This is a genomic window from Arthrobacter sp. 10T44 (assembly GCF_056393885.1).
Genome location: NZ_JBFTGT010000014.1, coordinates 1 through 23,198 on the forward strand (window position 1 = coordinate 1; position 23,198 = coordinate 23,198).

16 protein-coding genes and 1 pseudogene are annotated in these 23,198 nt (G+C 65.1%); 7 read left to right on the forward strand and 10 right to left on the reverse strand.

All coding sequences use genetic code 11. From position 1 onward, the window contains the following. Positions 1-4,297: LamG-like jellyroll fold domain-containing protein (locus tag AC1DBL_RS16490; protein ID WP_476926499.1), on the reverse strand; the 4,297-nt coding region annotated here is incomplete at its 3' end. Between the two features lie 558 nt (positions 4,298-4,855). Between AC1DBL_RS16490 and AC1DBL_RS16495 the strand changes: the two genes are divergently transcribed. Further along, positions 4,856-5,935 carry an alkaline phosphatase family protein gene (locus AC1DBL_RS16495; RefSeq protein ID WP_476916732.1) on the forward strand — a complete coding sequence of 360 codons (1,080 nt, stop codon included), beginning with the start codon at positions 4,856-4,858 and terminating at the stop codon, positions 5,933-5,935. A gap of 21 nt (positions 5,936-5,956) precedes the next feature. Here the strand turns inward: AC1DBL_RS16495 and AC1DBL_RS16500 are convergent, their stop codons facing one another. Continuing rightward, positions 5,957-6,373 carry a serine acetyltransferase gene (locus AC1DBL_RS16500; RefSeq protein ID WP_476892532.1) on the reverse strand — a complete coding sequence of 139 codons (417 nt, stop codon included), beginning with the start codon at positions 6,371-6,373 and terminating at the stop codon, positions 5,957-5,959. Between the two features lie 95 nt (positions 6,374-6,468). Then, positions 6,469-7,821, reverse strand: a complete 1,353-nt coding sequence (locus tag AC1DBL_RS16505) for an O-antigen ligase family protein (RefSeq protein ID WP_441417808.1) — start codon at positions 7,819-7,821, stop codon at positions 6,469-6,471. A 230-nt stretch (positions 7,822-8,051) separates the two neighbouring features. On the opposite strand from AC1DBL_RS16505, the gene AC1DBL_RS16510 reads away from it, so the two are divergent. The 3 genes from AC1DBL_RS16510 (at position 8,052) to AC1DBL_RS16520 (ending at position 12,160) form a co-directional block, all read left to right on the forward strand. Continuing rightward, the gene (locus AC1DBL_RS16510; protein ID WP_476908826.1) at positions 8,052-9,623 is read left to right on the forward strand and encodes a hypothetical protein; all 1,572 of its coding nucleotides are present in this window, start codon (positions 8,052-8,054) and stop codon (positions 9,621-9,623) included. After that, entirely contained in the window at positions 9,620-11,206 is a 1,587-nt protein-coding gene (locus AC1DBL_RS16515; RefSeq protein ID WP_476926500.1) for a lipopolysaccharide biosynthesis protein, read from the forward strand. Before AC1DBL_RS16510 ends, AC1DBL_RS16515 begins: the two co-directional genes overlap by 4 nt. A gap of 63 nt (positions 11,207-11,269) precedes the next feature. Beyond that, positions 11,270-12,160: a sulfotransferase family protein gene (locus tag AC1DBL_RS16520; protein ID WP_476926501.1), complete on the forward strand. Its 891-nt coding sequence runs from the start codon at positions 11,270-11,272 to the stop codon at positions 12,158-12,160. Positions 12,161-12,168: 8 nt separating this feature from the next. Here the strand turns inward: AC1DBL_RS16520 and AC1DBL_RS16525 are convergent, their stop codons facing one another. After that, positions 12,169-13,533 (reverse strand): hypothetical protein, encoded by a 1,365-nt coding sequence (locus AC1DBL_RS16525; RefSeq protein ID WP_476926502.1) that lies wholly within the window; start codon positions 13,531-13,533, stop codon positions 12,169-12,171. A gap of 464 nt (positions 13,534-13,997) precedes the next feature. On the opposite strand from AC1DBL_RS16525, the gene AC1DBL_RS16530 reads away from it, so the two are divergent. Beyond that, positions 13,998-15,275 (forward strand): carbohydrate binding domain-containing protein, encoded by a 1,278-nt coding sequence (locus AC1DBL_RS16530; RefSeq protein WP_476926503.1) that lies wholly within the window; start codon positions 13,998-14,000, stop codon positions 15,273-15,275. Positions 15,276-15,291: 16 nt separating this feature from the next. On the opposite strand, the gene AC1DBL_RS16535 is transcribed toward AC1DBL_RS16530, so the two are convergent. The 6 genes from AC1DBL_RS16535 to AC1DBL_RS16560 are packed head-to-tail and all read right to left on the reverse strand — an operon-like array spanning position 15,292 to position 21,058. Then, entirely contained in the window at positions 15,292-16,206 is a 915-nt protein-coding gene (locus AC1DBL_RS16535) for a glycosyltransferase family 2 protein (protein ID WP_476892538.1), read from the reverse strand. Beyond that, positions 16,206-17,537 carry a glycosyltransferase gene (locus AC1DBL_RS16540; RefSeq protein ID WP_476926504.1) on the reverse strand — a complete coding sequence of 444 codons (1,332 nt, stop codon included), beginning with the start codon at positions 17,535-17,537 and terminating at the stop codon, positions 16,206-16,208. The genes AC1DBL_RS16535 and AC1DBL_RS16540 overlap by 1 nt, the downstream gene beginning before the upstream one ends. Beyond that, positions 17,537-18,043 carry a PssD/Cps14F family polysaccharide biosynthesis glycosyltransferase gene (pssD, locus tag AC1DBL_RS16545; RefSeq protein ID WP_476892540.1) on the reverse strand — a complete coding sequence of 169 codons (507 nt, stop codon included), beginning with the start codon at positions 18,041-18,043 and terminating at the stop codon, positions 17,537-17,539. The genes AC1DBL_RS16540 and pssD overlap by 1 nt, the downstream gene beginning before the upstream one ends. Before the next feature lie 51 nt (positions 18,044-18,094). Further along, entirely contained in the window at positions 18,095-19,336 is a 1,242-nt protein-coding gene (locus AC1DBL_RS16550; RefSeq protein ID WP_441417817.1) for a sulfate adenylyltransferase subunit 1, read from the reverse strand. Then, on the reverse strand, positions 19,336-20,256 hold the full coding sequence (gene cysD, locus AC1DBL_RS16555) for a sulfate adenylyltransferase subunit CysD (protein WP_441417818.1): 921 nt from the start codon (positions 20,254-20,256) through the stop codon (positions 19,336-19,338). Before cysD ends, AC1DBL_RS16550 begins: the two co-directional genes overlap by 1 nt. Next, positions 20,249-21,058 carry a 3'(2'),5'-bisphosphate nucleotidase CysQ gene (locus AC1DBL_RS16560; RefSeq protein WP_476926505.1) on the reverse strand — a complete coding sequence of 270 codons (810 nt, stop codon included), beginning with the start codon at positions 21,056-21,058 and terminating at the stop codon, positions 20,249-20,251. Before AC1DBL_RS16560 ends, cysD begins: the two co-directional genes overlap by 8 nt. A 1,629-nt stretch (positions 21,059-22,687) precedes the next feature. Here AC1DBL_RS16560 and AC1DBL_RS16565 point away from each other — a divergent pair. Beyond that, positions 22,688-22,840: pseudogene (locus AC1DBL_RS16565) on the forward strand (hypothetical protein); the annotation flags it as partial. Between the two features lie 23 nt (positions 22,841-22,863). After that, positions 22,864-23,198: hypothetical protein (locus tag AC1DBL_RS16570; RefSeq protein ID WP_476926506.1), on the forward strand; the 335-nt coding region annotated here is incomplete at its 3' end.

Consider the following 23,198-nt stretch of genomic DNA (forward strand, 5'->3'; position numbering starts at 1 on the left):
TCGCCGTCGCACCCTGACCATTGGACCCGTCTCCGAAGTCCCAGGCGTAGGAGTCAACCGTGCCATCCGAATCCGAGGAGCCGGACCCGTCCACCGTGATGCCCAGATCCTTCACCGTCGAAGTGAACGATGCCACCGGCACCTTGTTCACCGGCGGCACGGTGGTGCCGAGTTCGTGGTGCTTGGCCGCCTGCGCCGCCGTCAGTGCCGACGGGTAGACGGCAGCCTCGTCGAGGGTGCCGGCGAAGAACGAACTGCTGGAACCCCAGGTCGTATCGCCGCCGATCCGCCAGTAGCCCGTGTAGTCCTGGGCCGCCGTCTGCGGATTGGTTCCCACCTCGGCACCGTCCACGTAGAGGACCATGCCGTTGGAAGACTGCGTGGCCACCACCGAGTGCCACAGCCCGTCGTTGTAGGCAGCAGGCGTGGTGATCGTGTTCATTTGACCTGTCCACGTTCCGAACACCAAATGGCCGTCATCCTGCATGTACACATGCCGGTCGTAATTGTCCGAGGTTCCCGTCGCGCGGTTTCCGAACCCGATCAGCTTCCCGCCCCGGGTGGTGGTGGTGTTGAACCAAACCTCCAGGGAGTAGGTTGACGGATTCGTGAAGGAGCTGCGGCTGGCGACCAGGCCGGAGTTGCCGTCAAAGGTGGCCGCGGTGCTTGCCCCTCCCGCCAGCGCCCCGGCAGCTCCCAGGGTGACGCCGCCCGAGTAGTCTCCGGCGCTGCCGGCCGGGCTGGAGTCCTGCGCGGTGGTGCCGTCGCTTTCACCCACCCGGTAGTACAGCGTGGGGTTATCGCCGTAGATGGCGGCCCCGTAGGCATCCGCCGGTGCTGGCCGCGTGATCGCCACCGGGTGGCTGACGGAGGATGTCAGTCCAAGGTCGTCGGTCAGGGTCAGTGTGACCTGGTAGGTGCCGGCCGAGGGAAAGGCGTGGGTGGTGGTTACGCCCGTGCCTGTCGTGCCGTCGCCGAAGTCCCACGCGTAGCTGACGATGCTGCCATCATCGGTGGAGCCGGAGGCGTCCAGAGCCGCCGAGTCCGCGCTGACCGCAGAGCTGAAGGACGCTGCCGGAGCCAGGTTGCCGCCGCCGAGGTGGTAGTGCTGGGCCACCTTTGCCGCCGTCAGTGCCGCCGGATAGACGGCCGCCTCATCGAGGGTTCCGGCGAAGAACGGGCTGCTGGAACCCCAGGTCGTGTCGCCGCCGATCCGCCAGTACCCGGCGTAGGGCTGGGCCTGGGTTTGCGGATTCGTCCCCACTCTCGCACCGTCCACGTAAAGGGCCATGCCGTCGGAGGACTGCGTGGCCGCCATCAGGTGCCACTTGCCGTCGTTGTAGGCGACGGGGCTGGTAATGGTGTTCGGCTGGCCAGTCCAGGTGCCGAACACCAGCCGGCCGTCGTCCTGCATGTACACGTGCCGGTCATAGTTGTTGGAGGTTCCGGTTGCTTGGTCCCCGAAGCCGATCAGCTTGCCGCCCTGGGTGGTGGTGGTGTTGAACCACAGCTCCAGTGAGTAGGTGCTGGGGTTGTCGTAGCTCTTTTGGCTGGCCACCAGGCCGGATGTGCCGTCAAAGGTGGCGGCGGTGTCCGGCAGGCCCGGCAGTCCCCCGGCGGAGCCGAGGGCCACGCCGCCCGAATACGTCCCCGGGCTATCCGAGCTGCCTGAATCCGCCGCGGTGGTGCCGCTGCCGTCGCCCAACCGGTAGTAGAGTGTGGGATTCTCACCGTAAACGGCAGCTCCGTAGGCATCCTTCGGGGCAGGCTGCACAATCGTCAGCGTCTTCGTCAGGCCCGCTCGTTCGCCGCCGTTGTCGGTGACCACCAAACGGACCTGGTAGGTCCCGGCTGCGGCGTAGGTGTGGCTGACGGTGGCGCCGGATCCGGTGGTGCCGTCGCCGAAGTTCCAGGCATAGTCGGCAATACTCCCGTTGTCGGTTGAAGCCGAGGCGTCGAAGGTTTCGATCCAGCCGTCGGCGGCGGAGGTGAAGGCGGCCACGGGCGAGGGATTTCCACCGCTGGTGACCACCGCCGGCGAGCTGGCGGAAAGGTTGCCGGCGGCGTCCACCGCCCGCACGAAGAACCGGTTTTCCCCGCCCTTCGGGACGGTCATGCTCGTCCCGGTGGTGGTGGCGACAACGCGGTCGTTACGCAGGATCTGGTAGGAAACGCTGCCGCTGTTGTCCGTAGCGGCGCCCCACGTCAGCTTCACCGTCGTGGATCCGTCCGACGACGGCGTCACGTTGGCTGGGGTGGTAGGGGCGGTCGCGTCCGTCTGCGGGAATCGCGCGAAGCCTCCCGCCCACCTCGACACCGAAGTTCGCGTTGCCGCGGTGGCTATGTCTCCTCCTGCCCACAAGGTGCCATTGCTGTCCACCACGGACGCCCACACACCTTCCGCCTTCTTGGCACAGGTGATGGTCGGGCTGAAGGTGGGGACAATCTGGCCGGTCCCCGCGTCCCACGCGCCGATATAGCTGAAGGCGTCGGCTTCGGTCCAGCCGGTTCCCACGTCCGGCCAGGTGAACGCGTTGGAATAGTTCCAGTCGTGGCCGTGCGAGCCGGCGTAGAGCATGCCGGTCGGGCTCGACGTCATCGTCTGGAAATCGCCGTGGTTCTTGCCAATGTTGCCCGAAAGCCGATCAAACGTCGAAGGGGAGAAACTGAAGAGCCCGTGCTCCGAGCCGCCAACCCAGACACGGTCACCGACGGCCCCCACGGTCTGCTGGTAATCCTTGGGGGCACTCCAGACCGGGTTCCACGCCGGGGTGGCCAACGGGGCGCCGGCAACGGTCTGCACGGCGGCAGCCCTGCGCGCAGTCATCCCATTGGCGTTGGAAAAGAAACCTGCGGCATAGACCCGGCTCCCGTCCGCGGACGGCGAGATGCCCATGACAGTCCCGTCCATGTTGGGGTTCCAGTCCGGGTCCGGTGTGCCGTCGGCCAGTGACACGCGGCCCAGGTCCCGCGCATAGGTGACCGCGGTCGGCTGGCTTCCTCCGCCGAGGTGGGTAAAAGCACCGCCCAGATAGAGCCACTTCCCGTTGACGGCCATATCCGTCACCCTCATGACGTCCCCTACGATGCGGTCCTCCACTACCGCCGACCAGTTCGTCGCCGTGGCACCTGTTGTGGGGTTGAGTGTCACGAGGGAGGGCGACGGTGCGCCGTTCACGGTGGTGAATGTGCCCCCGGCCACGACGTTGCCATTGGGCAGCACTGCGAGGGACATCACGGAGCCGTCAAACTTCGGGGCGAATCCAGGCAGCAGTTGGCCGGTAGTGACGTCGAATGCCGCCAGGAACGCCTGGGGGACCTTATCCGCCCCGGTGGAATTGGCGGTGCGCTGGACGGCGGTGAAGTTGCCGCCCACGTACATCGTGTTGCCGCTCTGGACGAACGCCTGTGACAGCACGTCGCCTTCGCGCTTCGGGGTCACCGGATCGGCCAGGCCCCAGGGGCTGTCCAGCGCCAAGGACGCCGCGACCGGCGCATTCGTTTTCACGGCGCTGCCGTTGTCACCGATGCGCGTGAACCCCGCGTCCAGGGAGGTAAATTGGGGACGGAGATACATCTCCGTGTAGGGACGGGCGGAGCCCTGCCCGTCCGTGGCCGACCACAGGTAGCTGGTGCTGCTGCTGGTGCCCGCGACTGTCGGGCCATAGGAGAAGCCCTGGGTGTAGCCCTGTGCCTGGTCCGTCAGCGAATTCGTGTAGATCCGCTGGTAAGCATCGTCGGCCCCGAAGTTGGACGTCAGCCCTCCGCCGCCGCGCACGCCGTTGAAGGAATACCAGGCCACCTGGTGCTCCGCGCTGAACGTCCAGACCCAGCGGTCTTGCTTGTTCGTATTGAAGCGGGCTTCCTGCCACTGCGTTCCGTCCGCATTCATGGCTCGTTTGAGCCGGATACCGTCGGCCAGGGCGTCCGGACGTCCGCCGTTGAGTAGAGCCTCCACCACAGTGGCCGAGTACTGCGTCGTCGCTGACGACATAGGGCTCAGTCCGGCAGTGCGCAGCGCCGACGGCGAGCCTTTCCCGTTGTTGTTGACTACCCAGCCTTCCCGGCCCTTGCCGACCAGGACCCAGCCGCCGCCGTCGGTGGTCATGTCGCAGTAGAACTGGGCGGGGGCATCCATGGCCGGCGTCAGCAGCCAATAGGTGCCGTCCGTGGCTGCGGGGTTGTCCTGCTTTATCTCCCAGCAGGAGGCCGCGGCCGTCGCTGCCGTCGATCCATTCCGCACCACCACCGGCGCCGCCGAGGCCGGTGACGGATTGGCCACCAGGGTCGAGAACACTATTGAAGCAATGGCCAGCGGGCCAACAATTTTTGAAACAGCGCGCGCCCTCGACACAGGGAGCCCCCTTAGAAAGAGACCGGAATGCGCCAGGAAGAGGCGCATGCTTGAAGACCAGGCACTCCTCAGAGTCGAAGAGTGAAGCAAGAGTATGACGCCGTGACCGCTAAAAGTAAGGCGGATAAAGGCATCCGGCTACCCGAATCCTGTCCGTCGCTACCCGTCAAATCTGCTGCACTACTCGCCCCCGGCGCGGCGCTACCCGAGCGGGGCGAAGGGGAGCCGGCAGGTCGCCTCCGGATGCCGTCCGGGCCGCCATGAAGGCGTTACTACCTATAGACCGGTCCGCACGCTGGTGCTAGTTGTAGAGCCAACAAAGCCGCAGCATCAGCTGACAGAGGGAATGGAAACAATATGAGGCCGCACCGCAGTACCTCCGCCCGAACCCGCCGCCGGCAGTCCGGCATGGCGACGCTGCCGGCCACAGCAGCCGCCGGCAGGGCCCTTGGCGGACGGGCAGGTAGCGGACGGGCACTTGCTGGCGCGGCACTTGCTGGAGTGGCTGCGTTGGCCCTGGCATCCCTTCTGGCGGGGTGCGGCGGCAAACCGGCCGGGTCCGAACCGGGAGCGGGCGGCACCCCCGCGGCCATGGCGGCGGCGACCAAGCCGGCTCACGTGTTTGTCATCAACTTGGAAAACACCAGCTACGACCGGGCGTGGGGCGCGGAATCGCAGGCGCCGTACCTGTCGCAGACGCTGCGGCAGCAAGGCGTTCTCCTGACGTCGTATTATGCCGTGGCGCCGAGTTCGCTGCCGAACTACATAGCGCAGATCTCGGGACAGGGCCCCAACCCCAAGACCATGCATGACTGTGCCGTTTACCACGAATTTACTCAGACCGGCACGGCGTCCTACGGCCAGCTTGCCGGCTTCGGCTGCCTCTACCCGGATAGTGTGCCCACCGTTGCAGGGCAGCTGAGCTCAGCGGGGCTGTCGTGGAAGGGTTACATGGAGGACATGGGCACCGCGTGTCGGCACCCTAAACTGAACGCCGCAGACACCACCAAGACGCCCAGGATCGGCGACCAGTACGCCACCCGACATAATCCGTTCGTGTACTTTGCTGCGATCACCGATTCCCCCGATTGCGCCAAGAACGTCGTGGACCTGACCGGGCTGACCGCGGATCTGAAAGCGGTGGAAACCACCCCTAATCTGTCCTACATCACGCCCAACACGTGCAACGACGGACACGATTCCCCCTGCGTCGACGGGGTGGCAGGCGGTCTGGCCACGGCTGATGCATGGTTGAAGAAGTGGGTTCCGGCGATCACCTCCTCCCCTGCTTTTATGGCGGACGGGATGCTGGTCATCACCTTCGATGAGGGCGACAAGGAGGAAGGGGAGAACATCGATCGGGGGGCCCCGCTACAGGCAGTCTTCGGTGCGGGAGGGGGGAAGGTTGGTGCCCTGGTGATCTCGCCCTTCGTGCGTCCCAATACCTCGTCCGACACTCTCTACAACCACTACAGCCTGCTTGCCAGTATCGAGGACACGTTCTCCCTGCCGCATCTTGGTATGGCGGGGGTTTCCGGATTGAACCACTTCGGCACCGACGTCTATAGCGCCACCCGATAGCCGCGGAGTGCGGACGGCCGCTCAGGCGGGGGTTGTGTCCGCCGAAACAGCCAGCGGCGGCCGCAGCACCGACGGGTTCCCTATCGCCATATACCCCGGTGGCACGTCCTTGGTCACCAGGGCGCCGGCTGCAATCCGGGCCCCTTTGCCGATTCGGATGCCGCCGACGATGATTGCCCCGGCACCGATCTCGACATCGTCTTCGATCACCGGGCACGGACCGGCGGCACCCTTGTTGCCGATGGTGACGTTCTGCCGGATGCCGACATTGTTGCCGATGACGGTCCGGTCATTGATGACCACGCCGACGCCGTGGTAGACGCGCACGCCGGAACCGACCTTGGTGCGCCAGGGAATCTCGACGCCCAGCACCCACTCCACCAGCAGCCTGTACGCCGCGCCGACGACGACGGCATGCGGCCGGGGGCGTCTATCCAATGGCTTGCGGCTTGCGTGCGCAATCCGGTAAAGAACCATGACGAACTGGCCCTTGGATTGGCCACGGTTTGCCTTGATATCGTTGCGGAGCTCGCTTAGAAGTTCGATGGGAACACCCCTTTGCCCGGCGGTCGCAGCCCCCGTTTCAGTGCGGCTGCCTTCTGCAGGCCGATTGACCCTGCGATCAGCATAAGCGCCAGGCCCGACGTGAGCATGCCGTAGTAGAACACTTCCACTAGCGACACCAGCAGGACGGTGTTGCAGGCCAGGCCCACCGGGTCCGAGAGCCGCAGCGTATAGAAGAACATGACGGCGAACGTGAGCAGGAAGAAGGCTGCCGCAAGGAAGCCGTGGGAATAGAGCACCATCCAGATCTGACCTTGTGTTCCCACCGACGGTGCGCCAATGGTGACGGATGGCCTGGGGGCCCCGAAACCAAAAATGGGTGACTTCAGCGTTTCGTTCAGGGCCTCGGCGTAGAGGGACTCCCTGTCCTCGGTGGTGCTGCTGACGCCGAGCCGGTTCTGCAGGCGTTCGGTGACGGGAAGGACCTGGACGATGATCGCCACCAGGATCCCCATACCCAGCAGCGCGCCAAGGCCCTTCCGGTTTCCTGCCAGTGCCATCCGCATGGCGGCGTAGAGCAGCGCGATGCCAAGACCCAGGAACATGCCCCGGTTAAGGGTCAGGAACGCCGGGATGAAGGAGACCGGAATGGCCGCCAGCACCAGCCAAAAGCGGCGGCTCCTGCGGATCTGCCAGAGGTAGCCCACCACCAGCGGCAGGAGCAGAGAATATGCGGCGCCCCAATTGTTTGTGTACAGGAAAGGCGCGCTGGGCCGTGGGTCGATGTAGCTCCAGGCGGTGGGATTAAACTGCGTCAGCCGCCGGATGGCCATCTGGTTCACCAGCTCGTTCCGCATCAGGGATTGCGGCAAAACGAAGCTCAGCGGGGTGTGGATGACCACAGTGGGAAATAGAAGTCCCAAATAGCCGCCCAGCACAACGACCGCCCAGAACACCGTCAGGCAGCCGAGCACGTACTGCACCTTCAGGTGCGCTTTGGCGTTATAGACATAGACGAAAATGACAGTCAGCGCCAGATAAACCAGCAGCCGGTAAACAAATCCGAGCATCCGATCCGGTGAATCGATAGCGATGGACGAACACGTCATCCAGAGGAGGAAAAGCACCCACACCGAAAATCCTTTCGGCACCCGCACCGAACGGAATCGCACCAAATACAGGAACATGATTCCGCCGACGCCGATCCAAATGAGATCGCTGAGGCCGGCGAGCCACCAAAGGGGGTAACCCAGGAAGATCAGCGCAAACGGCCAGCGCGGCAACTCGGCGGTGGCCCCGGGTCGTTCCCGATCCTGGCGCTGAACGAAGGTTCGGTGCGGTGCCGCGACGCCGGCTGTCGCGGCCGGGAGGTCCGTTGTCATGCCTGGCGTCCTCTTAGGAAGGTATCGGGCTGGTTGGCTATCGGCGTTCAGTATGACAACCGGCACAATGCTGGGCAACGAGTAGTTCCTAAGTAGTACCTGCACACAAATACCTATATGCCCCCGGCCGGCCGGGTTATATCGTCGTGCCATCAGCCCCGGCCCGGCGCTGAGTAAGGTCTCCCGTTTTGGGCGTATTGCCGGCGATCTGTCGGCAGATTGAGGAACAAATGGACGAGAATTCTTCCGTCGGACTCGGTCACTACGCGGTAGTTTTGCGACGGCAATGGAAAACCATCGCACTGGTCACCCTCCTGGGAATCGGCGCCTCCGCGGTCTACCTGGGCTTGACGCCGACTTCCGTGACGGCTTCCACCGTTGTCAACCTCAACGTCATCACCACCGACCCTTTTAACCCCGCCAAAGCGAGCTCAGCATTGCTTGACGCCTCCACGGAACAGCAGCTGGCAAGCTCCTTCGTGGTGGCCCAGTCCGCCGCGGCCAACCTGGCCCACGGCGACTCCGTCGCGGCGCTCCGGGCCGGGGTGAATGTCACGACGTTGGCCAACGGTACGACGATGGCGATTTCCTACACTTCGAGCACGGCGCAGAACGCCAGGGCGGGCGCGGATGCGCTCGCCAATTCTTACCTCTCCTACCGCCAAGGCCAGGCTGAGGAACGGAAGTCCAAGCTCCAGGGCCAGCTTCAGCAGCAGCTGTCGGGCCTGCAGAAGGCTCTCCCGCGCGCCGGTGGCAGTGCACCCTCGATCCTCGCCCAGATCGGGAGTGTCCAGTCGCAGCTGAACCAGCTGTCCCTGATCGACACGAACGGCGGTACGGTACTGAACCCGGCGGCACAGAACGAGGTGAGCTATCACCCCCAGCCGGTGACGGTGATGCTCACCGGCTCGCTGGCCGCCTTCGTGTTGGGGCTGGTGCTTGCGTTCGCCGTCAATATGCTGGACCGGCGCGTCCGGGACTGGTACGACGTGCGCGGGGCGGGCGCGGGCCCCCTGCTGGTCCGGTTGAGCGCCTCCCGCGCAACGATGCCTGCCGCGGGCGCGGACCTGGACCAGTTCCGTGTGGTGCGTGAACGGCTCCTGGCGAGCTCAAACAACCGGCTGCGCACCCTGACAGTCATCGATGAGACTCAACATTCGCGGCCCTCGGACGTGGCTGCCAACCTTGCGGTCGTGCTGGCTGAGGCTGGAACCCGCGTCGAGTTGATCATGATGGGGGCCTCGGAGGACCAAATGAGGGTCCTGACGGCCGGACTACAGCTGGACAGCCATGCTGCCGGAACCGACGGCCGCCTCTTCAGATCCGGCCTCGTACAGTCCCTCTCGGTGTTCCAGCCACAACGCGGACGGACAATCTTCGACGCCGATGACTTCGTGACCGAAGCGGTCCGCCGGGAACTCATTGGACGCGACTCGGGCCAGGTGATCATTCTGGCTCTGCCGCCGTCAGCACCGCATTCGAGCCGTCTGGCAGCCGGTCGTCTCTCCGATTTCGTTCTGCTTGTCGGGGAATGCCTGCGGACCCGGATCGATGCGCTGGCTCTGAACGCCGCCGAAATGAGCGACATCGAGGCACAGCTCGCGGGAACAGTACTGGTCCCATCCGGGCGAAGGATCCTTGACCCGGAAGCCTCCGCGAAGGAGGGCCGGCACCGGGAAGTCAAAAGCTTGCCCAAAGCGGCCGCCCAGGGAACAGTCTCCAAGGCGCTCCTCGCGGAGTCAGCTTCCAAGGCGTCCGTTTCCGATTCAATTTCCAAAGCCGGAAGCCTCAAGTCGTCGTGAGCGCCGCCGGGGTGGAGCAGGAAGTTGACCGGGGGGCTTCCCCCCACAGCGCGGAACGCCGGCAGGCCGCACGCGGCGGCATCATCGGAATCCTGGGAGCTGCGATCGGCTCAGTCATGGGCTTTGCGCTGACGTTCATCCTTGCGCGTGCACTGGGCGAAGCGGGCTCCGGCGTCGTGCTGCAGACCATCGCCATCTTCACCATCGTGCTGGGCCTGGCGAAAGCCGGCATGGATACCGCTGCCGTCTGGGTACTCCCCCGCCTGCAGATCTCGGACCGGTCCAAGCTCCGGGGCGCCACCATGGCCCTGCTCGTTCCCACCGCCGTGGTCGGGATCCTGTTGGCACTGCTGATGGCCGTGCTTGCGCCCCAACTCGGCACCGGGGGTGACGCCGACAGCCAACAGCTGGTCCAGGCGGTGCAGGGGGCAAGCTGGTTCCTGCCCGCGGCTGCGATCATGGTGGTTGCGCTTGCCGCAACCCGCGGCCTGGGGAGCATTGTGCCGTATGCGGCGATCGGCAACATTGGCCTGCCGGTCGCCCGCCCCCTGCTGGTGCTGGGCGCCCTCGGACTCGGTGCCCTGGGCCTGGGCACGATCCCGGTGCTGGCATCCATCGCATGGGCTGCGCCCGCGGCGATCGGAATGTTGGCGGCCCTGATGGTTCTGTGGCGGCGCGTCGACGCGCACGAACGGGGTGCCGGCGGCCGGGGGACCCTGTGGCCGGACCGTGAGCTCAACGTCCAGATATGGAAGTTTGCGTTGCCCCGATGGTTCTCGTCGGGCGTGGAGCAGTCGATCATCTGGTTCGATGTGGTGCTGGTGGGCCTGATCGCAGGGGCCGGGGCGGCTGGCGTCTACGGGGCCGCGAGCCGCTTCATCAGCGTAGGGCTCATCGTCTCCACCGCCATGAGGATGGTGATATCGCCGCGGTTCAGTGCCCTGCTCAGCGAGAACAAGACGCGCCAGGTTCAGGATCTCTACTCCACAACGGTCAGCTGGATAGTGCTGCTGGGGGCGCCGATCTATGCGCTGTTCATGTTTTTCGCCCCGACCGTCCTTGGCTGGCTGGGCCCCGGTTTCGAGAGCGGAAGCACGGCACTAACGGTGCTGTGCGTGGGCGCCATAGCGTTCCTGATGGCCGGGAATGTGGACGCGCTGCTCATGATGAGCGGCAGAAGCGGGTGGATGGCCGCGAACAAGGTGGTTGTGCTGGTCCTGAACGTGATCGGGAACCTGTGGCTGGTTCCCCTCTGGGGCATCACGGGGGCGGCAGTTTCCTGGGCCTTCAGCCTCCTGCTGGACTCGGTGCTAGCCTCCGTGGAAAGCCGTATCTTCCTGGGCATCAAGTTCGGCGCGCGGCGGGTTTTCTACGCCCTGTTTGTCGCCGGCGCCTGTGTTGCACCGGTCAGCGTGCTGACCAGGGTGCTGATGGGCCAGTCAACGGCAGCCGTATTTGTTGCCGGGTCCGCCAGCATGGCCGCCCTTGCCACATGGTGCTGGCTGGACAGAAAGCGGCTGCACCTGGACGACCTTGCCCTTCTGTCCCGCACCGTGCGCCGTAAAACCCCGACCGCCACCTAGCCCCTCCCCTCCCTGGAATCCCTTCCTTCTGAAACCACTCACTAGACCAATGAGGAATCTGCAATGCTTGGACTCAGCGACATCAAAGACGCAGCTCCACGGTGGATGAAGGATGCCGGTGACCTGGTCACCCGGTCCTACGCCAAGGGGACCGTGGGAGCGAGGCCAGCGCCGGACTTCCTGATCGTCGGCGCAAAGCGCGGCGGCACAACCTCCCTGTACAACTACCTCTTGATGCACCCCGGGGTCCTGGGGCTCTTTCCACAGGTGCGGGGCAAGAAGAGTACTGATTACTTCTTCAAGGAGCGCGGGCGAGGCGAGCTCTGGTATCGCTCGCACTTCCACACGGAGTCGTACCGCAATCTGCTGTCCCGGAAACTGGGCTACCGTCCGATCAGCGGGGAGGCGTCCCCGTATTATCTCTGGGACCCCCGGATCGCAATGCAGGTGCGCGCGGTCGCCCCCGATATCAAGGCGATAGCGCTGCTGAGAGATCCAGTGGAACGCGCATACTCCCATTACCAGGAAAGGGTCCAGAACGGCGTCGAGCCGCTCAGCTTCGAGGCGGCGCTGGCCGCCGAGGACGCGAGGCTTGAGGGCGAGTCCGGGAAAATGGCGGCCGACTCCCGGTACTACAGCGCCGCCCATGACTTTTACACCTACCGCGCCAGGGGCGTGTATCTGCCCCAGCTGCAGAACTGGCACCGCGCGTTTCCGGAGGGCCAGCTGCTGGTCCTGCGCAGCGAGGATATGTACGACGACGTCCAGGGCGTCTTTAACCGGGTGTGCGATTTCCTTGGCATCCCCCCATATGGCCTGCCAACCACCCAAACGTTCAATGCCAGCGCCCGGTCCACCATGCCCGAGGCCGCCAGAGAAGAACTCACGTCCTATTACGCCCCGCACAACAAGGAACTTGCGGATTATCTCCAGCGGGATCCGCTCTGGGCCTGAGCGGATCCCTAGGCCGGCGGTGCCGTGGACGCAGCCGGGCCGGCAGGTGACTCCTCAACCGCTCCTTGCCCATCAAGGGCATCAAGGAGGCCCTGGGCGGCGCCGAGCAGGTCGATCAGCTCCCGCACGGAGATCCAAGACGAGGCCCAGCCGCCGTTGCGGACAGCCAGCGTCCACGCCCGTTCGGCTACCACCATCGCGTAGACCCCCGCCAGCACGGGCCAGGCGTCCCGCCGAACACCCGCTGCCTCGAAAAACGGTCCGGCGTCCGCCATGGCACGGAGCAGATTGGCTGCCATCGGACCCTCGCCGCGTTCGCGCCTGACACTGAACATCCAGTGCACGGCGTCCAGGCCGGCGACCGCATCGGGCTCGCACGACTCCCAGTCCCAGCACCACAGGAGACCCTTGGAATCCCTTGCGGTGTTCCAGGGAACAAGGTCACCGTGCCAGCGTTCGGCCACCGGCAACAACGGATCCCCGGCGCGCAACAACTCTTCCAGGCGGGCCAGGGCCTGCGCCAACTCCGGTTCAGACGCCGGGTCAAGGGCAGCCAGCCGGCGGCTCAAATTCTGGAAGTGTTCGGTGGAGGACAGCGTGTCCACCCTGCTAACGGGGCACAGGGCGAAGAGCTCCTGAGGGGTGGGGCCCTTGACACCTCCACGCACGGCGCGCACGTCCAGAGGCAGGGGCTCCGTCACCAGATATGAAAACTGACCGTGGGTTCCAACGGCCAGCAGAGCGGGAGCCCGCACCGGCCCGGCCGACGCGCCGACGGCCCTCAACGCACCGATTTCCGTCCGGACAAACTCACTGCTGCTCTCATTCCAGGCCAGTTTGGCATAGCCGGCCGGCTTCCCCGCCCCGTCCACCAGCTGCAGCGTCGGCTTGCGATTATCGCCTTCCCGGATGCCTATCGAGGCGAACAATTGGTGCCCGGCCCGGACGGAAGCAGGAGAGTTCTCGCGCTCCCCCCTGCCGCTGCCCTGGAGCTTGGCCGCCACGGCGGCAAGCGGCAGCGCTTCCCGGGCTCCCCGCGCCACCGGAGTCACGCGCTCCTGAACGCACAACCTGGTCAGGACCGGCCGTATGCCCAGCCGGGCCAACGATCCCAAGAGGATTCGCGCCGTATTGACTTTGCCGCGGCGCAACGCCCGGTACTGGAGCAGACTGGCGGCCGTGACCTGCGGCGTCGCCAGCGGGATCAGCAGCCGCGCCTGTGACGCGTTGGGAAGCACCCAATACGATTCCACCTCGCGCCATTCATCGTCGGCAGCGGGATTGAGAACAACACGGATCTGACCCGAAGCGACCGGGAGGCGCCAGAGCTGCTCCACCAGAGTGTCCAACGGCGACGTGCCTGTGCCGCTCACAAGGCGTTGTACCCGCCACCGGTTGCGCATCATCGGTCCCTCCGCCGGTTCCCCCAAACTGCCGCCTGCGGCATGTGGTCCCATTGTGCACGATATTGCTGTCCTGATACACGAGTAATTTGAGACGCCGCCCGCGTAGCACCTGTGGGAATCCGTGACGAAGAGTTGTACAGTCTCTTCACATCAACACGGCCGCTCTGACCCGATTCGAAAGCCCTGATCGCAGCCGGGTCTCACTGTGCATCGTGATCAACGCCCTCGGGCGCAGGAGCAAGCCTATGAATCGCTCAAGAGACACCGGGTATACCCCAGGGACCGATGCCGTCTTGCCCCTGCCCCGGCGGACCCCCGCGCACCGGAGCCGCCTCAGGCGGTTAGTTGCCGGCAGCTGCACGGCCCTGGCAATTGTCCTGGGTCTTGCCGAAGCCGGCTCTGATCCGGTTGAGGCGGGCTCGGCAGAACAGGTGGTAAACGGCGGTTTTGAAGTTGGCACCCCTGGCTGGCGGACCAATGACAGCAGCACCCAGGAGCTGGCCGTAGTTAGCGGCGGCCACAGTGGCCGGCACGCCGTCGAGCTCACAACGAACCGCAAGCAGACAGCCGTCCTGAACGATGAACTCAATACCGTCAGATCCACCAAAGCCGGAACGCGCTACACCGTAAGCGCCTGGGTCCGTACCGACACCCCCGGCATATCGGGTCAGGTACGGGTCCGCGAGGAACAGGGCGACGTCCCGCTCACCGGGTCCTCCTTCAACCTGACGGACACGAGCTGGACGAAGATCGCCTTCGATGTCACGGCCGCCTACAACTGTTCGTCCATGGACCTGAACATCCTGGCGTGGGACCTGGCACCGGGCCAGTTTTTGCAGGTGGATGACGTCTCCATGCAGGAGGTACCTGCCGGTGCGCCGACTCCCGCCCCCGCGCCGACGTCGGGGACCGTCTTCGGCTCCAGCCTTGGACAATCGAGCTCCGGAGGGACACGTGAAGAAGCGCTGGCGCGGGAGGAGTGCCGCTTCGGTTCGCTGGGCACCGTCCGGCTCTTCGACGATGCGCTTCCGTCCAGCTGGTCATCGCTGGAAACGTTTAAGGGTAGATCCCTGGTGATCTCCTTCCGCCCGCTGCCGGCGGACGTGCTGGCCGGCACCTACGATGAGGCCCTGCTGGCCTGGTTCAAGACGGCCCCGCGGGACCAGGAAACCTACTGGTCCTACGTGCACGAACCCGAGGCCGAAATCGCCCAGGGCAAATTCACTGCGGCCGCCTACCGCGCGGCGTGGCAGCACATTGCGCGGCTGGAGGACCAGGCGGACAACGAGCACCTGCACTCCACGCTGATCCTCATGGGATGGACCGTGAACCCGGCTTCGAAGCTGAACTGGAAGGACTACTACCCGGGGGCCGACTACATCAACGTCCTGGCCTGGGATCCCTACAACGACGCCGGGAGCGTCGCCGGTCCCTCGACCTACCCGGACCCGGCCAAGGTCTACGGAGACGTCGTTGCGGTCTCCAAGGGGGCGGGAAAGCCCTTCGGCATTGCCGAGACGGGAAGCCGGCTCATTCCCTCGGACCCCAGCGGGGCGGGACGTGGTGAGTGGCTTACCAAGGTCGGCAAGTACCTGAAGGACAACAATGCCCTCTTCGTGGCGTATTGGGACTCCGCGGTCAAGATCGGCGACTACCGCCTGACGGACGCGCCTTCCGCCGCGGCTTGGCGGAAGCTGGTCAGCGGTTGACCGGCGGGGCCGGCCGCTAGATGCCGCGGCCCCGTTTGTGGAGTGCCTCCATAACGCGGGCCGGAGTCACAATGCCGCACGCGACGGCGGCGGCCAGGGGAACGCGCGGTTCCAAGGGATTGCGTTGGGCAGCCGATACCGCCCAGCGCAGAGCCTTTCGCCGCTCACCCATGGCCGCGTGGGCGAACGCCAACTGGCCCCTGATCCGGGCAGCCCCGGCGGGCACCGTGTCGAACTCCGGGTACTTGTCCAGAATCCATGACAGACCATCACACATCATTTGCCAGCGGCGGAAGAAAAAGGACTGGCTCCCCCACCTGACCATGGCCGAAACCCGGCGGACGTGGGCAATCGGCCCCCGGCGGGAGACCCTCAAGAGAAACTCGTAGTCTTCGCCGAATCCGCCGGGGACGTCTTCGTCCACCAGACCGAACCCGTCCAGAACGGCGGAGCGCCGCATCAGGAATGTCGAGGGATGGAGTTCTGTGTGCCGGTCGCGGAGCAGATCGGCGAAAGTGATCCAGGACTTCCCCAACGGGCGGTCGTGGGACTGTCCGTCGTAGGAGACCGTAATATCGCAGGTCACGAACTCAGTGCCGGGACTGTCCGCCAGCACCTGCACCTGCGCCTCGATCTTGTGCGCTAGCCAGAGGTCGTCGTCATCGCAGAACGCGATGAACTCCCCCGTTGCTGCCTCGATGCCGCTGTTGCGGGCACCGGCCAGTCCCGGCTTCCGCCCGTTGGTCAGGACACGCACGCTTCGGGAGGCTGATTCCTCGGCGAGGGAATAGTCAGGGTCGGACTGGTCGAAGACCACCAGGACTTCGATGAATCCGGCGTAGGTCTGCGCCAGCACGGCGCTGACCGCCTGTCGCAGCATCTCCGGGCGGTCCCTCGTGGCAATTATGGCCGTGACCCGGTCCATGGTCATCACCACCCTGCAACGGGGTCGGGTACGGAGTTGGTGCGAGGGGCGGCCATGGCGTGACGTGCAGCCATGGAGTGGAACGGCCCCGTGGGCCGGCCGGTCCGGCCAGCGGCACCATCGGCGGCGCCGTCGCCGGCACTGCCACCGGGCAGTCCTAACTCGGTCCAGGCCCCTGCGACGACTTGCTTATCGTTTGCGGCCGACGGCGGCAGGCTGGCCCGGGGAATGTGGTGGCGGCTCAATGCTTGGGCCGCCCATGCTGCGCTCAGCCAGGACGGTTTGTCCCGCATGGCTGCGGTCCGCGTCTTGGACCAGAACGGAGCAGCCGTGGCGACCTCGAGGAACCGGAGGTCGATCTCGCGATTATGGCTCAGCGCGTAGGCCAGCGTTGGGTCCTCGCCTGAGTCGACCAGGACGTCTGCACCTGAGACATCCCTGGCAGCAGCATAGATGGCCTGGTAATAACCGCTGTACCGGGCCAGCTGCAGCCGTCCTTCCCGCCTTCCAGCCAGCGCCGCCGGCCCCAACCTCCGTGCCGGCATGGCGGCGTCGGCAAGCCTGCTGACACCGCGGACATCGACTTCGTCCCAACCGCCGAACGCGGACTTGCCGACGGCCTTCCAGAACCCGCACTCATGGAAGGGAACGCCACAGCTGCAATCCTCGTTGTCGAGGATGCCGCGCTGCCAGAGCTGGCGCGTATCGCCGAGGACAGCCACTGAGGCGCGGCCCCCGACCGACTCCAGCACGGTGTCCACGGAGTGGGCCGGAGCAGCAACATACAGCACCACGGGCGCTCCGACGGAGGCGCGGTTCGTCGAGGTCCGGCGCTTGTGCAGCAGTGCGGCCAGCTTCTGCGCGGCCTCGTCGGCGCCGAAGGTTTCGGTCTCTGTCAGGAGACGGGTTCCCGCGCCGTTCTCCGCCGACGCGGCCACGTGGGCGTCCAGTTCCGGCGCCGACTCCACGCAAATGGCGAGGCCCCTCTCGGCGGACCAGCGCGTGAACCGTTGCTGATGGTCATCGACATGTTCCCCGTATTGCGGGTCCCGGGGAAACACCAATGGGAGGTGGCCGGCCTTTCGCGCCTCTGAAATCGTGGCAGGGCCACCGTGAAGAATGACGATCTCACTGCTCTCCAACAGGTTGGCCAGCTCCTTGGGCGAGACGAAGTCCCGGCCGGCGGCAATACGCGGTGGTGCGCTGTGGCCGTACTGAACCATCACCCGGTCCGACGGATTCGACTGGGCCCACTTGTCGGCCCAGTCGATGATTCTCTTGAACGGATGGCAGTCGGTTCCCACCAGTACCGTTATTGTCCTGGATGCCCTGCTCATCAGAGGAGTCTTCCCAGCAACTGCGCATCCGGGTACAGACCAAGTTGGTCCCGCCACTGGACAAGCATGAGATCCGAGAAGGGGCGGCAGAGCCGGCCGGTCAAGGTGGGGCTCTCAACCCTGTCGAAGACCTCTATGTACACAGTCGCGATGCCCAGAGCCTTGGCCGCGACGAAGAACGGGAAAGCGCTCCCGGCGCCGGTGGAGACGACGACGGTGGGGAGAAAGCGGCGAATCACGAGATAGGCAAGCCAGGCGTTCCTGAGCAGATTGGGAATATTGCGTGTAGTAGGCGAGTACGCCCATGAAACGTCGGTCTCCGCCTCGAGGTTCGACTTCGCATCCTCGGTGGGAAAGGTGACCCACGCCCGCTCATGCGCAGACCACCAGGGGCGCAGCGACATCAGCTGCGCCAGGTGACCGCCGCTGGAACCCACCAGCAGAATCCGCTCCGTGCCCGGTGTCGCAGCACGCGGACCCTCCTGAAAAACTTTCCCTGACCTCATTGCTTTTGATCCTCCCCGATAAGTGACGCGTGATGGCCCCGGCCAGTGGCTTCAGATGATCATTCCGGCGCCGACGGTACTGTGGGTGTTTTCGTCAATCAGTACAAATCCGCCCGTTTCACGGTTCCGCCGGTACTCGTCGGTCAGCAGCGGCGTCGTCGTCCGCAGCCGGACGCGGCCGATGGAGTTCAGCCCAAGTTCGGGGGCGGATTCGTCCCGGTGCAGGGTGTTGACGTTGAGTTCGTACTGCACGGACTGCACCAGGGCCCTGGTGTTGCGGGTGGTGTGCTTGAGGGCCAGCTTCTGCCCGGGCCGGAGAGGCTCCTCGCTCATCCACGCGACCATGGCATCGATATCCTGGGACACGCTCGGCTGATTGTGCGGCCGGCAGATCATGTCCCCGCGCGAAATGTCGATGTCATCCTCCAGCCGGACTGTCACAGACATCGGCGCAAACGCCTCGTCCACCGGACCATCGGCGGTTTCGATGGACGCGATGCGGCTGGGCAGTCCGCTGGGCAACACGATCACGTCGTCCCCGGTTCGCATCACCCCGCCGGCGATCTTGCCCGCATAGCCGCGGTAGTCGTGGTGCTCGCTGGTGTGCGGCCGGATTACGTACTGCACAGGGAACCGTCCGTCCACCAGGTTCCTGTCGCTGGCGATGTAAACGTTCTCCAAGTGGTTGAGCAGTGAACCGCCCTCGTACCAGGGCATGTTCTCCGAGCGGTCCACGACGTTATCCCCGTGCAGGGCGGAGACGGGGATGACGGTCAGGTCTGCGATCTGCAGTTTTGCCGCAAACTCCGTGAACTCCCGCCGGATGTCCTCGTAGACCTGGCGCGAGTATCCCACGAGGTCCATCTTGTTGACGGCCAGCACAAGGTGTGGAACCTGGAGCAGGGAAACCAGAAAGGCGTGGCGGCGGCTCTGCTCAACGAGTCCCTTCCTGGCGTCTACCAGCACAATCGCCAGGTCCGCGGTGGAGGCCCCGGTCACCATGTTCCGGGTGTACTGGATGTGGCCGGGGGTGTCCGCAATGATGAATTTCCGCGACGGGGTGGCGAAATACCGATACGCGACGTCGATGGTTATGCCCTGTTCCCGCTCGGCCCGCAGCCCGTCCGTCAGCAGCGACAGTTCTGTGTATTCCGAGCCCATTTCACGGCTGGTCCGCTCAACTCCTTCCAGCTGGTCGCTGAAGATGGACTTGGAGTCGTACAGCAGGCGACCGATCAGGGTACTCTTGCCGTCGTCGACCGATCCGGCAGTGGCAAATCGCAGCAGGTCCATCAGAAGTAGCCTTCTTTCTTTCGGTCTTCCATCGCCGCTTCGCTGACCCGGTCATCGCCGCGGGTTGCCCCGCGTTCGGTTATCCGGGAGGCAGCGACTTCTTCGAGGACCAGCTCTACGGTGTCGGCATGGGATCGGACGGCGGCGGTCAGGGTGGCATCCCCCACCGTGCGGTAGCGGACCGATTCCGTGAATGTCGGCTCGTGGGCGGCGGGTTGGCAGAGCTCGTTAGCTGCGAACAGCATGCCGTTGCGCTCGAAAACCTCGCGCTGGTGGGCGTAGTAGAGGGAGGGCACTTCGATGCCTTCGGCCGCGATGTACTCCCAAATATCGAGCTCGGTCCAATTGGACAGCGGAAACACCCTGATGCTTTCACCCAAGTGGACCTTGGCATTGAACAGGTTCCACAATTCGGGACGCTGTTTCTTGGGGTCCCATTGGCCGAACTCGTCCCGGAAGGAGAAGATGCGCTCCTTGGCCCGGGCCTTTTCCTCATCCCTGCGGGCACCGCCCAGCAGGGCGGTGAAGCCGTTCTTCTCCGCCGTTTCCAGCAGCACCGGGGTCTGTATCCGGTTCCGGGAGCCGTTCGGCTCTTCCCGAACAATCCCACGCTCAATGGCGTCCTGAACGGATCCGATCACCAGGTTCAATCCGTACCGGGCCACCATGCGGTCCCGGAGTTCAAGCACCTCCGGGAAGTTGTGGCCGGTGTCGATATGGAGCACCGGAAACGGGATACGGGCAGGAGCGAACGCCTTACCGGCGAGGTGCAGCATGACGATCGAATCTTTCCCGCCGGAGAACATCAGCGCCGGGTGCTCGATCTCCGCCACCACTTCCCGGAGGATGTAGATGGCCTCGGACTCGAGAACCTCAAGCTGGGAAAGGATGCGCCTAGGGCTTTCGGTCACGTCACGCACCGGCGTGTCCTTTCGTTTGGGGGCTTTGCCGTTTTGCCCTGCCGATTGCTGCCAACACCAGTCCGCTGAGTTCCGGGCGGCAGACCAGCAGGTCCGGGAGGTAGGGGTTTTCCTGGTTGTACCGCGGTGCCGAGCCGTCGAGGCGGCTCACATGCAATCCGGCGGCACGGGCGACGACGACGGGTGCGGCGGAATCCCATTCGTACTGGCCGCCGTCGTGCAGGTAAAGGTCGACTTCGCCGCTGGCGACGGCGCACGTTTTAAACCCGGCTGAGCCCATCGGAATTAGGGTGGCGTTGATGTCTGCGGCCACGGAGCCGGCGATTTCCGGCGCTCTGCTCCGGGACACGGCCATTCTCAGACCCGTGTGGGGAGCGGCGGATCCGCCGCCGTCCTCGCCCGTCAGGACCATGTCCAGCCGGGGAAGCGCGACTGCGCCGGCCGTCAGCTCGCCTTCCTGCCACAGTGCGACGTGCACTGCCCAGTCGCGGCGGCCTTCGGAAAATTCGCGGGTCCCGTCCAACGGGTCAATGATCCATACCCGTTCGGCCCGCAGGCGCGAGACCTGGTCCGGCGCCTCCTCGGAGAGGACCTGGTCCTTGGGCCGGGTGCGGAGCAGCATCTTCTTCAGGAATTGATGGGAGCGCCTGTCCCCCTCCGCGCCCAGGGATTTGGGGGTGAAGGTGGTGTCCCGGCCCTGCAGGGTCCTCAGGAGGTCTCCGGCCCCTTCAGCCAGCGCCGCGGCCAGCTTGGCATCCGACAGTTCGGCGCTGATGGGACGCTCGTGTTTGAGCAAAGGCATGATTCCCCCGTTTTAGTAAGCGCCGGCTGGGTTCTTCATCATCGTGGCGTTGGGCCGCAGGATGATGTCGCCGGCGAGAGACCAGTTTTTTTACGTAGTACAAATCGAGGCGGACGCTGGATTGCCAGTTGAGTTGCGGGCCGCCGAATCTGCCACATGCCGGGATGGCGGTTCGGCCGGCCCTGTCCCCGCCGTCTGCGACCGGGCCGACGGCCGGGACACGGTGGCCGCAGCGCGCCGAAACTTGCCAGGACAAGCTGGAAAAGCCCGTCACGGAGCCGATGTTCGAAAAGCACATTGTCGAGACCTACTCAGTACCCAGAGGTGTTTGCTGACTGGATGTATCAGACAAACCTAGGAGTGCCTCCGGCCGGGCACGCGAGTAAGCAGTACGCGTCTTTTCCGGCAGTCTCATCGCGTAATTGGCCCGGACTACTGGGCCGGCCATTGATGGGCGGGTACGGACCACTCGCAAAGGCCCGGCCCTACTTGGCCGGCGAACCCCGGCCGAACGCAGGTCCCGTGAGTCCGCAGCGCCGCCGCGGATTCGCGCGGATTTACAGTGCGAATTCACGGCGGGACGTGTGCTGGACAACCGGATGCCCCACTTGTAGCCTTTCGGTACCCGAGACGGTTTGGAGCGGCTACCGGCACCCGGATCTGGGCCACCCGAACCGTGATTGCGGCAGGAACGGTCTCCAGGATTAGCTGTCCTAATGCGAGGAGATGTCGGTGAAGCTCAAGCTCGTTTCAGCGCTGGCCGCCATCGCGCTGTCCCTGACCTTCACCGCAGCCGCCGCGGAAACGGTTGCGGCCGCTACCCCCTTCAGCTTCGCCGTGATCGGGGACACTCCCTACGGCTCCACGCAGCTTAGCGTTTTCCCGCAGCGGATCGGGCAGATCAATGCGGATCCCCAAGTGCAGCTGGTGACCCATCTCGGCGACATCGGTGGCCCGCCTAATTGCTCCGACTCGTACTACGCGACCATCAGGGCGAATTTCGACACTTTTGCCGATCCGCTGGTCTATACGCCCGGCGACAATGAATGGGCCGACTGTTCGGGTGCCTCCGTGGGTGCCGCCAATCCGCTCGACCGCCTGGCCGCCCTGCGCCAGGTCTTTTTCCCGGCTCCCGGCACTACGCTCGGACGGAACGCGGCCAGCGTCACGGCGCAGTCCGGCTATCCGGAGAACGTGCTCTACGACCGGGAAGGCCTCACGTTCGCCGCGGTGCACATCGTGGGCTCGGCCAACGATCTGGCAACCTGGAGCGGATATTCAGCGCCGACGAGTGCCCAGACCGCCGAAGTCAATGCACGAACCGACGCCGGCATTGCCCTCATTCATGCTGCCTTCCAACGTGCCACCGCGAACGCCAGCCGTGCCGTGGTCTTCACGACCCAGGCCGATATGTTCAAGGGAACCCCAAGCCGCACCGCCTACGAACCGTTGGTGAAAGCCTTCGCCTCCGAATCCCTGGCCTATCAACTCCCGGTTTTCCTCTTCAACGGGGACACTCACAGCTTCGCCAGCGACCGCCCGCTGACGTCGTCGACGTGGCTGTCATACTACGGACTTACCACCCCGGTCCCGAACTTTTCCAGGATCACGGTGGAAGGCGGAGCAACGATGGATGAATGGCTGAAGGTGACTGTCGTCGACACCTCGGCCGTCCTTGCGGTGCAACGCGTTCCCTTCACGGTGAATGCCGCGCCGGTGGCGTCGTTCACCGCCTCGGCCTCCGGTCTGACCGCGGCTTTCGATGCCAGCGCCTCCACCGACGACGCCGGCATCACCGGGTACGGATGGGCCTTCGGAGACGGCAGCACCGGGACCGGGGTATCGGCTCCGCCTGGAACACCGGWCCCGGCGCCCTGGGCTACGGCTCAACCCCGCTGGGAACCAACCTCAACCCCTCCGCCACCACCARCGCCCGCCCCCTGGCCGCCTACTTCCTGCGCAGCTTCTCCATCCCCASCGCCTCCGCCGTCACCGCGCTCAAACTCACCACCGTCGCCGACGACGGCGTCGTCATCTACGTCAACGGCACCGAAGTCGGCCGCACCCGCATGCCCACCGGCACTGTCACCATCAACACCTACGCCACCGCAGCAATCCCCACCTCCAACGCCAACGCCGC

Excerpts from the sequence above, each read along its gene's own strand:
- pssD (WP_476892540.1), bottom strand. The coding sequence starts at position 18,043 with ATGAGGTCAGGGAAAGTTTTTCAGGAGGGTCCGCGTGCTGCGACACCG.
- AC1DBL_RS16550 (WP_441417817.1), bottom strand. The coding sequence starts at position 19,336 with ATGGACCTGCTGCGATTTGCCACTGCCGGATCGGTCGACGACGGCAAG.
- AC1DBL_RS16520 (WP_476926501.1), top strand. The coding sequence starts at position 11,270 with ATGCTTGGACTCAGCGACATCAAAGACGCAGCTCCACGGTGGATGAAG.
- AC1DBL_RS16510 (WP_476908826.1), top strand. The coding sequence starts at position 8,052 with ATGGACGAGAATTCTTCCGTCGGACTCGGTCACTACGCGGTAGTTTTG.
- AC1DBL_RS16560 (WP_476926505.1), bottom strand. The coding sequence starts at position 21,058 with ATGCCTTTGCTCAAACACGAGCGTCCCATCAGCGCCGAACTGTCGGAT.
- AC1DBL_RS16535 (WP_476892538.1), bottom strand. The coding sequence starts at position 16,206 with ATGACCATGGACCGGGTCACGGCCATAATTGCCACGAGGGACCGCCCG.
- AC1DBL_RS16540 (WP_476926504.1), bottom strand. The coding sequence starts at position 17,537 with ATGAGCAGGGCATCCAGGACAATAACGGTACTGGTGGGAACCGACTGC.
- AC1DBL_RS16505 (WP_441417808.1), bottom strand. The coding sequence starts at position 7,821 with ATGACAACGGACCTCCCGGCCGCGACAGCCGGCGTCGCGGCACCGCAC.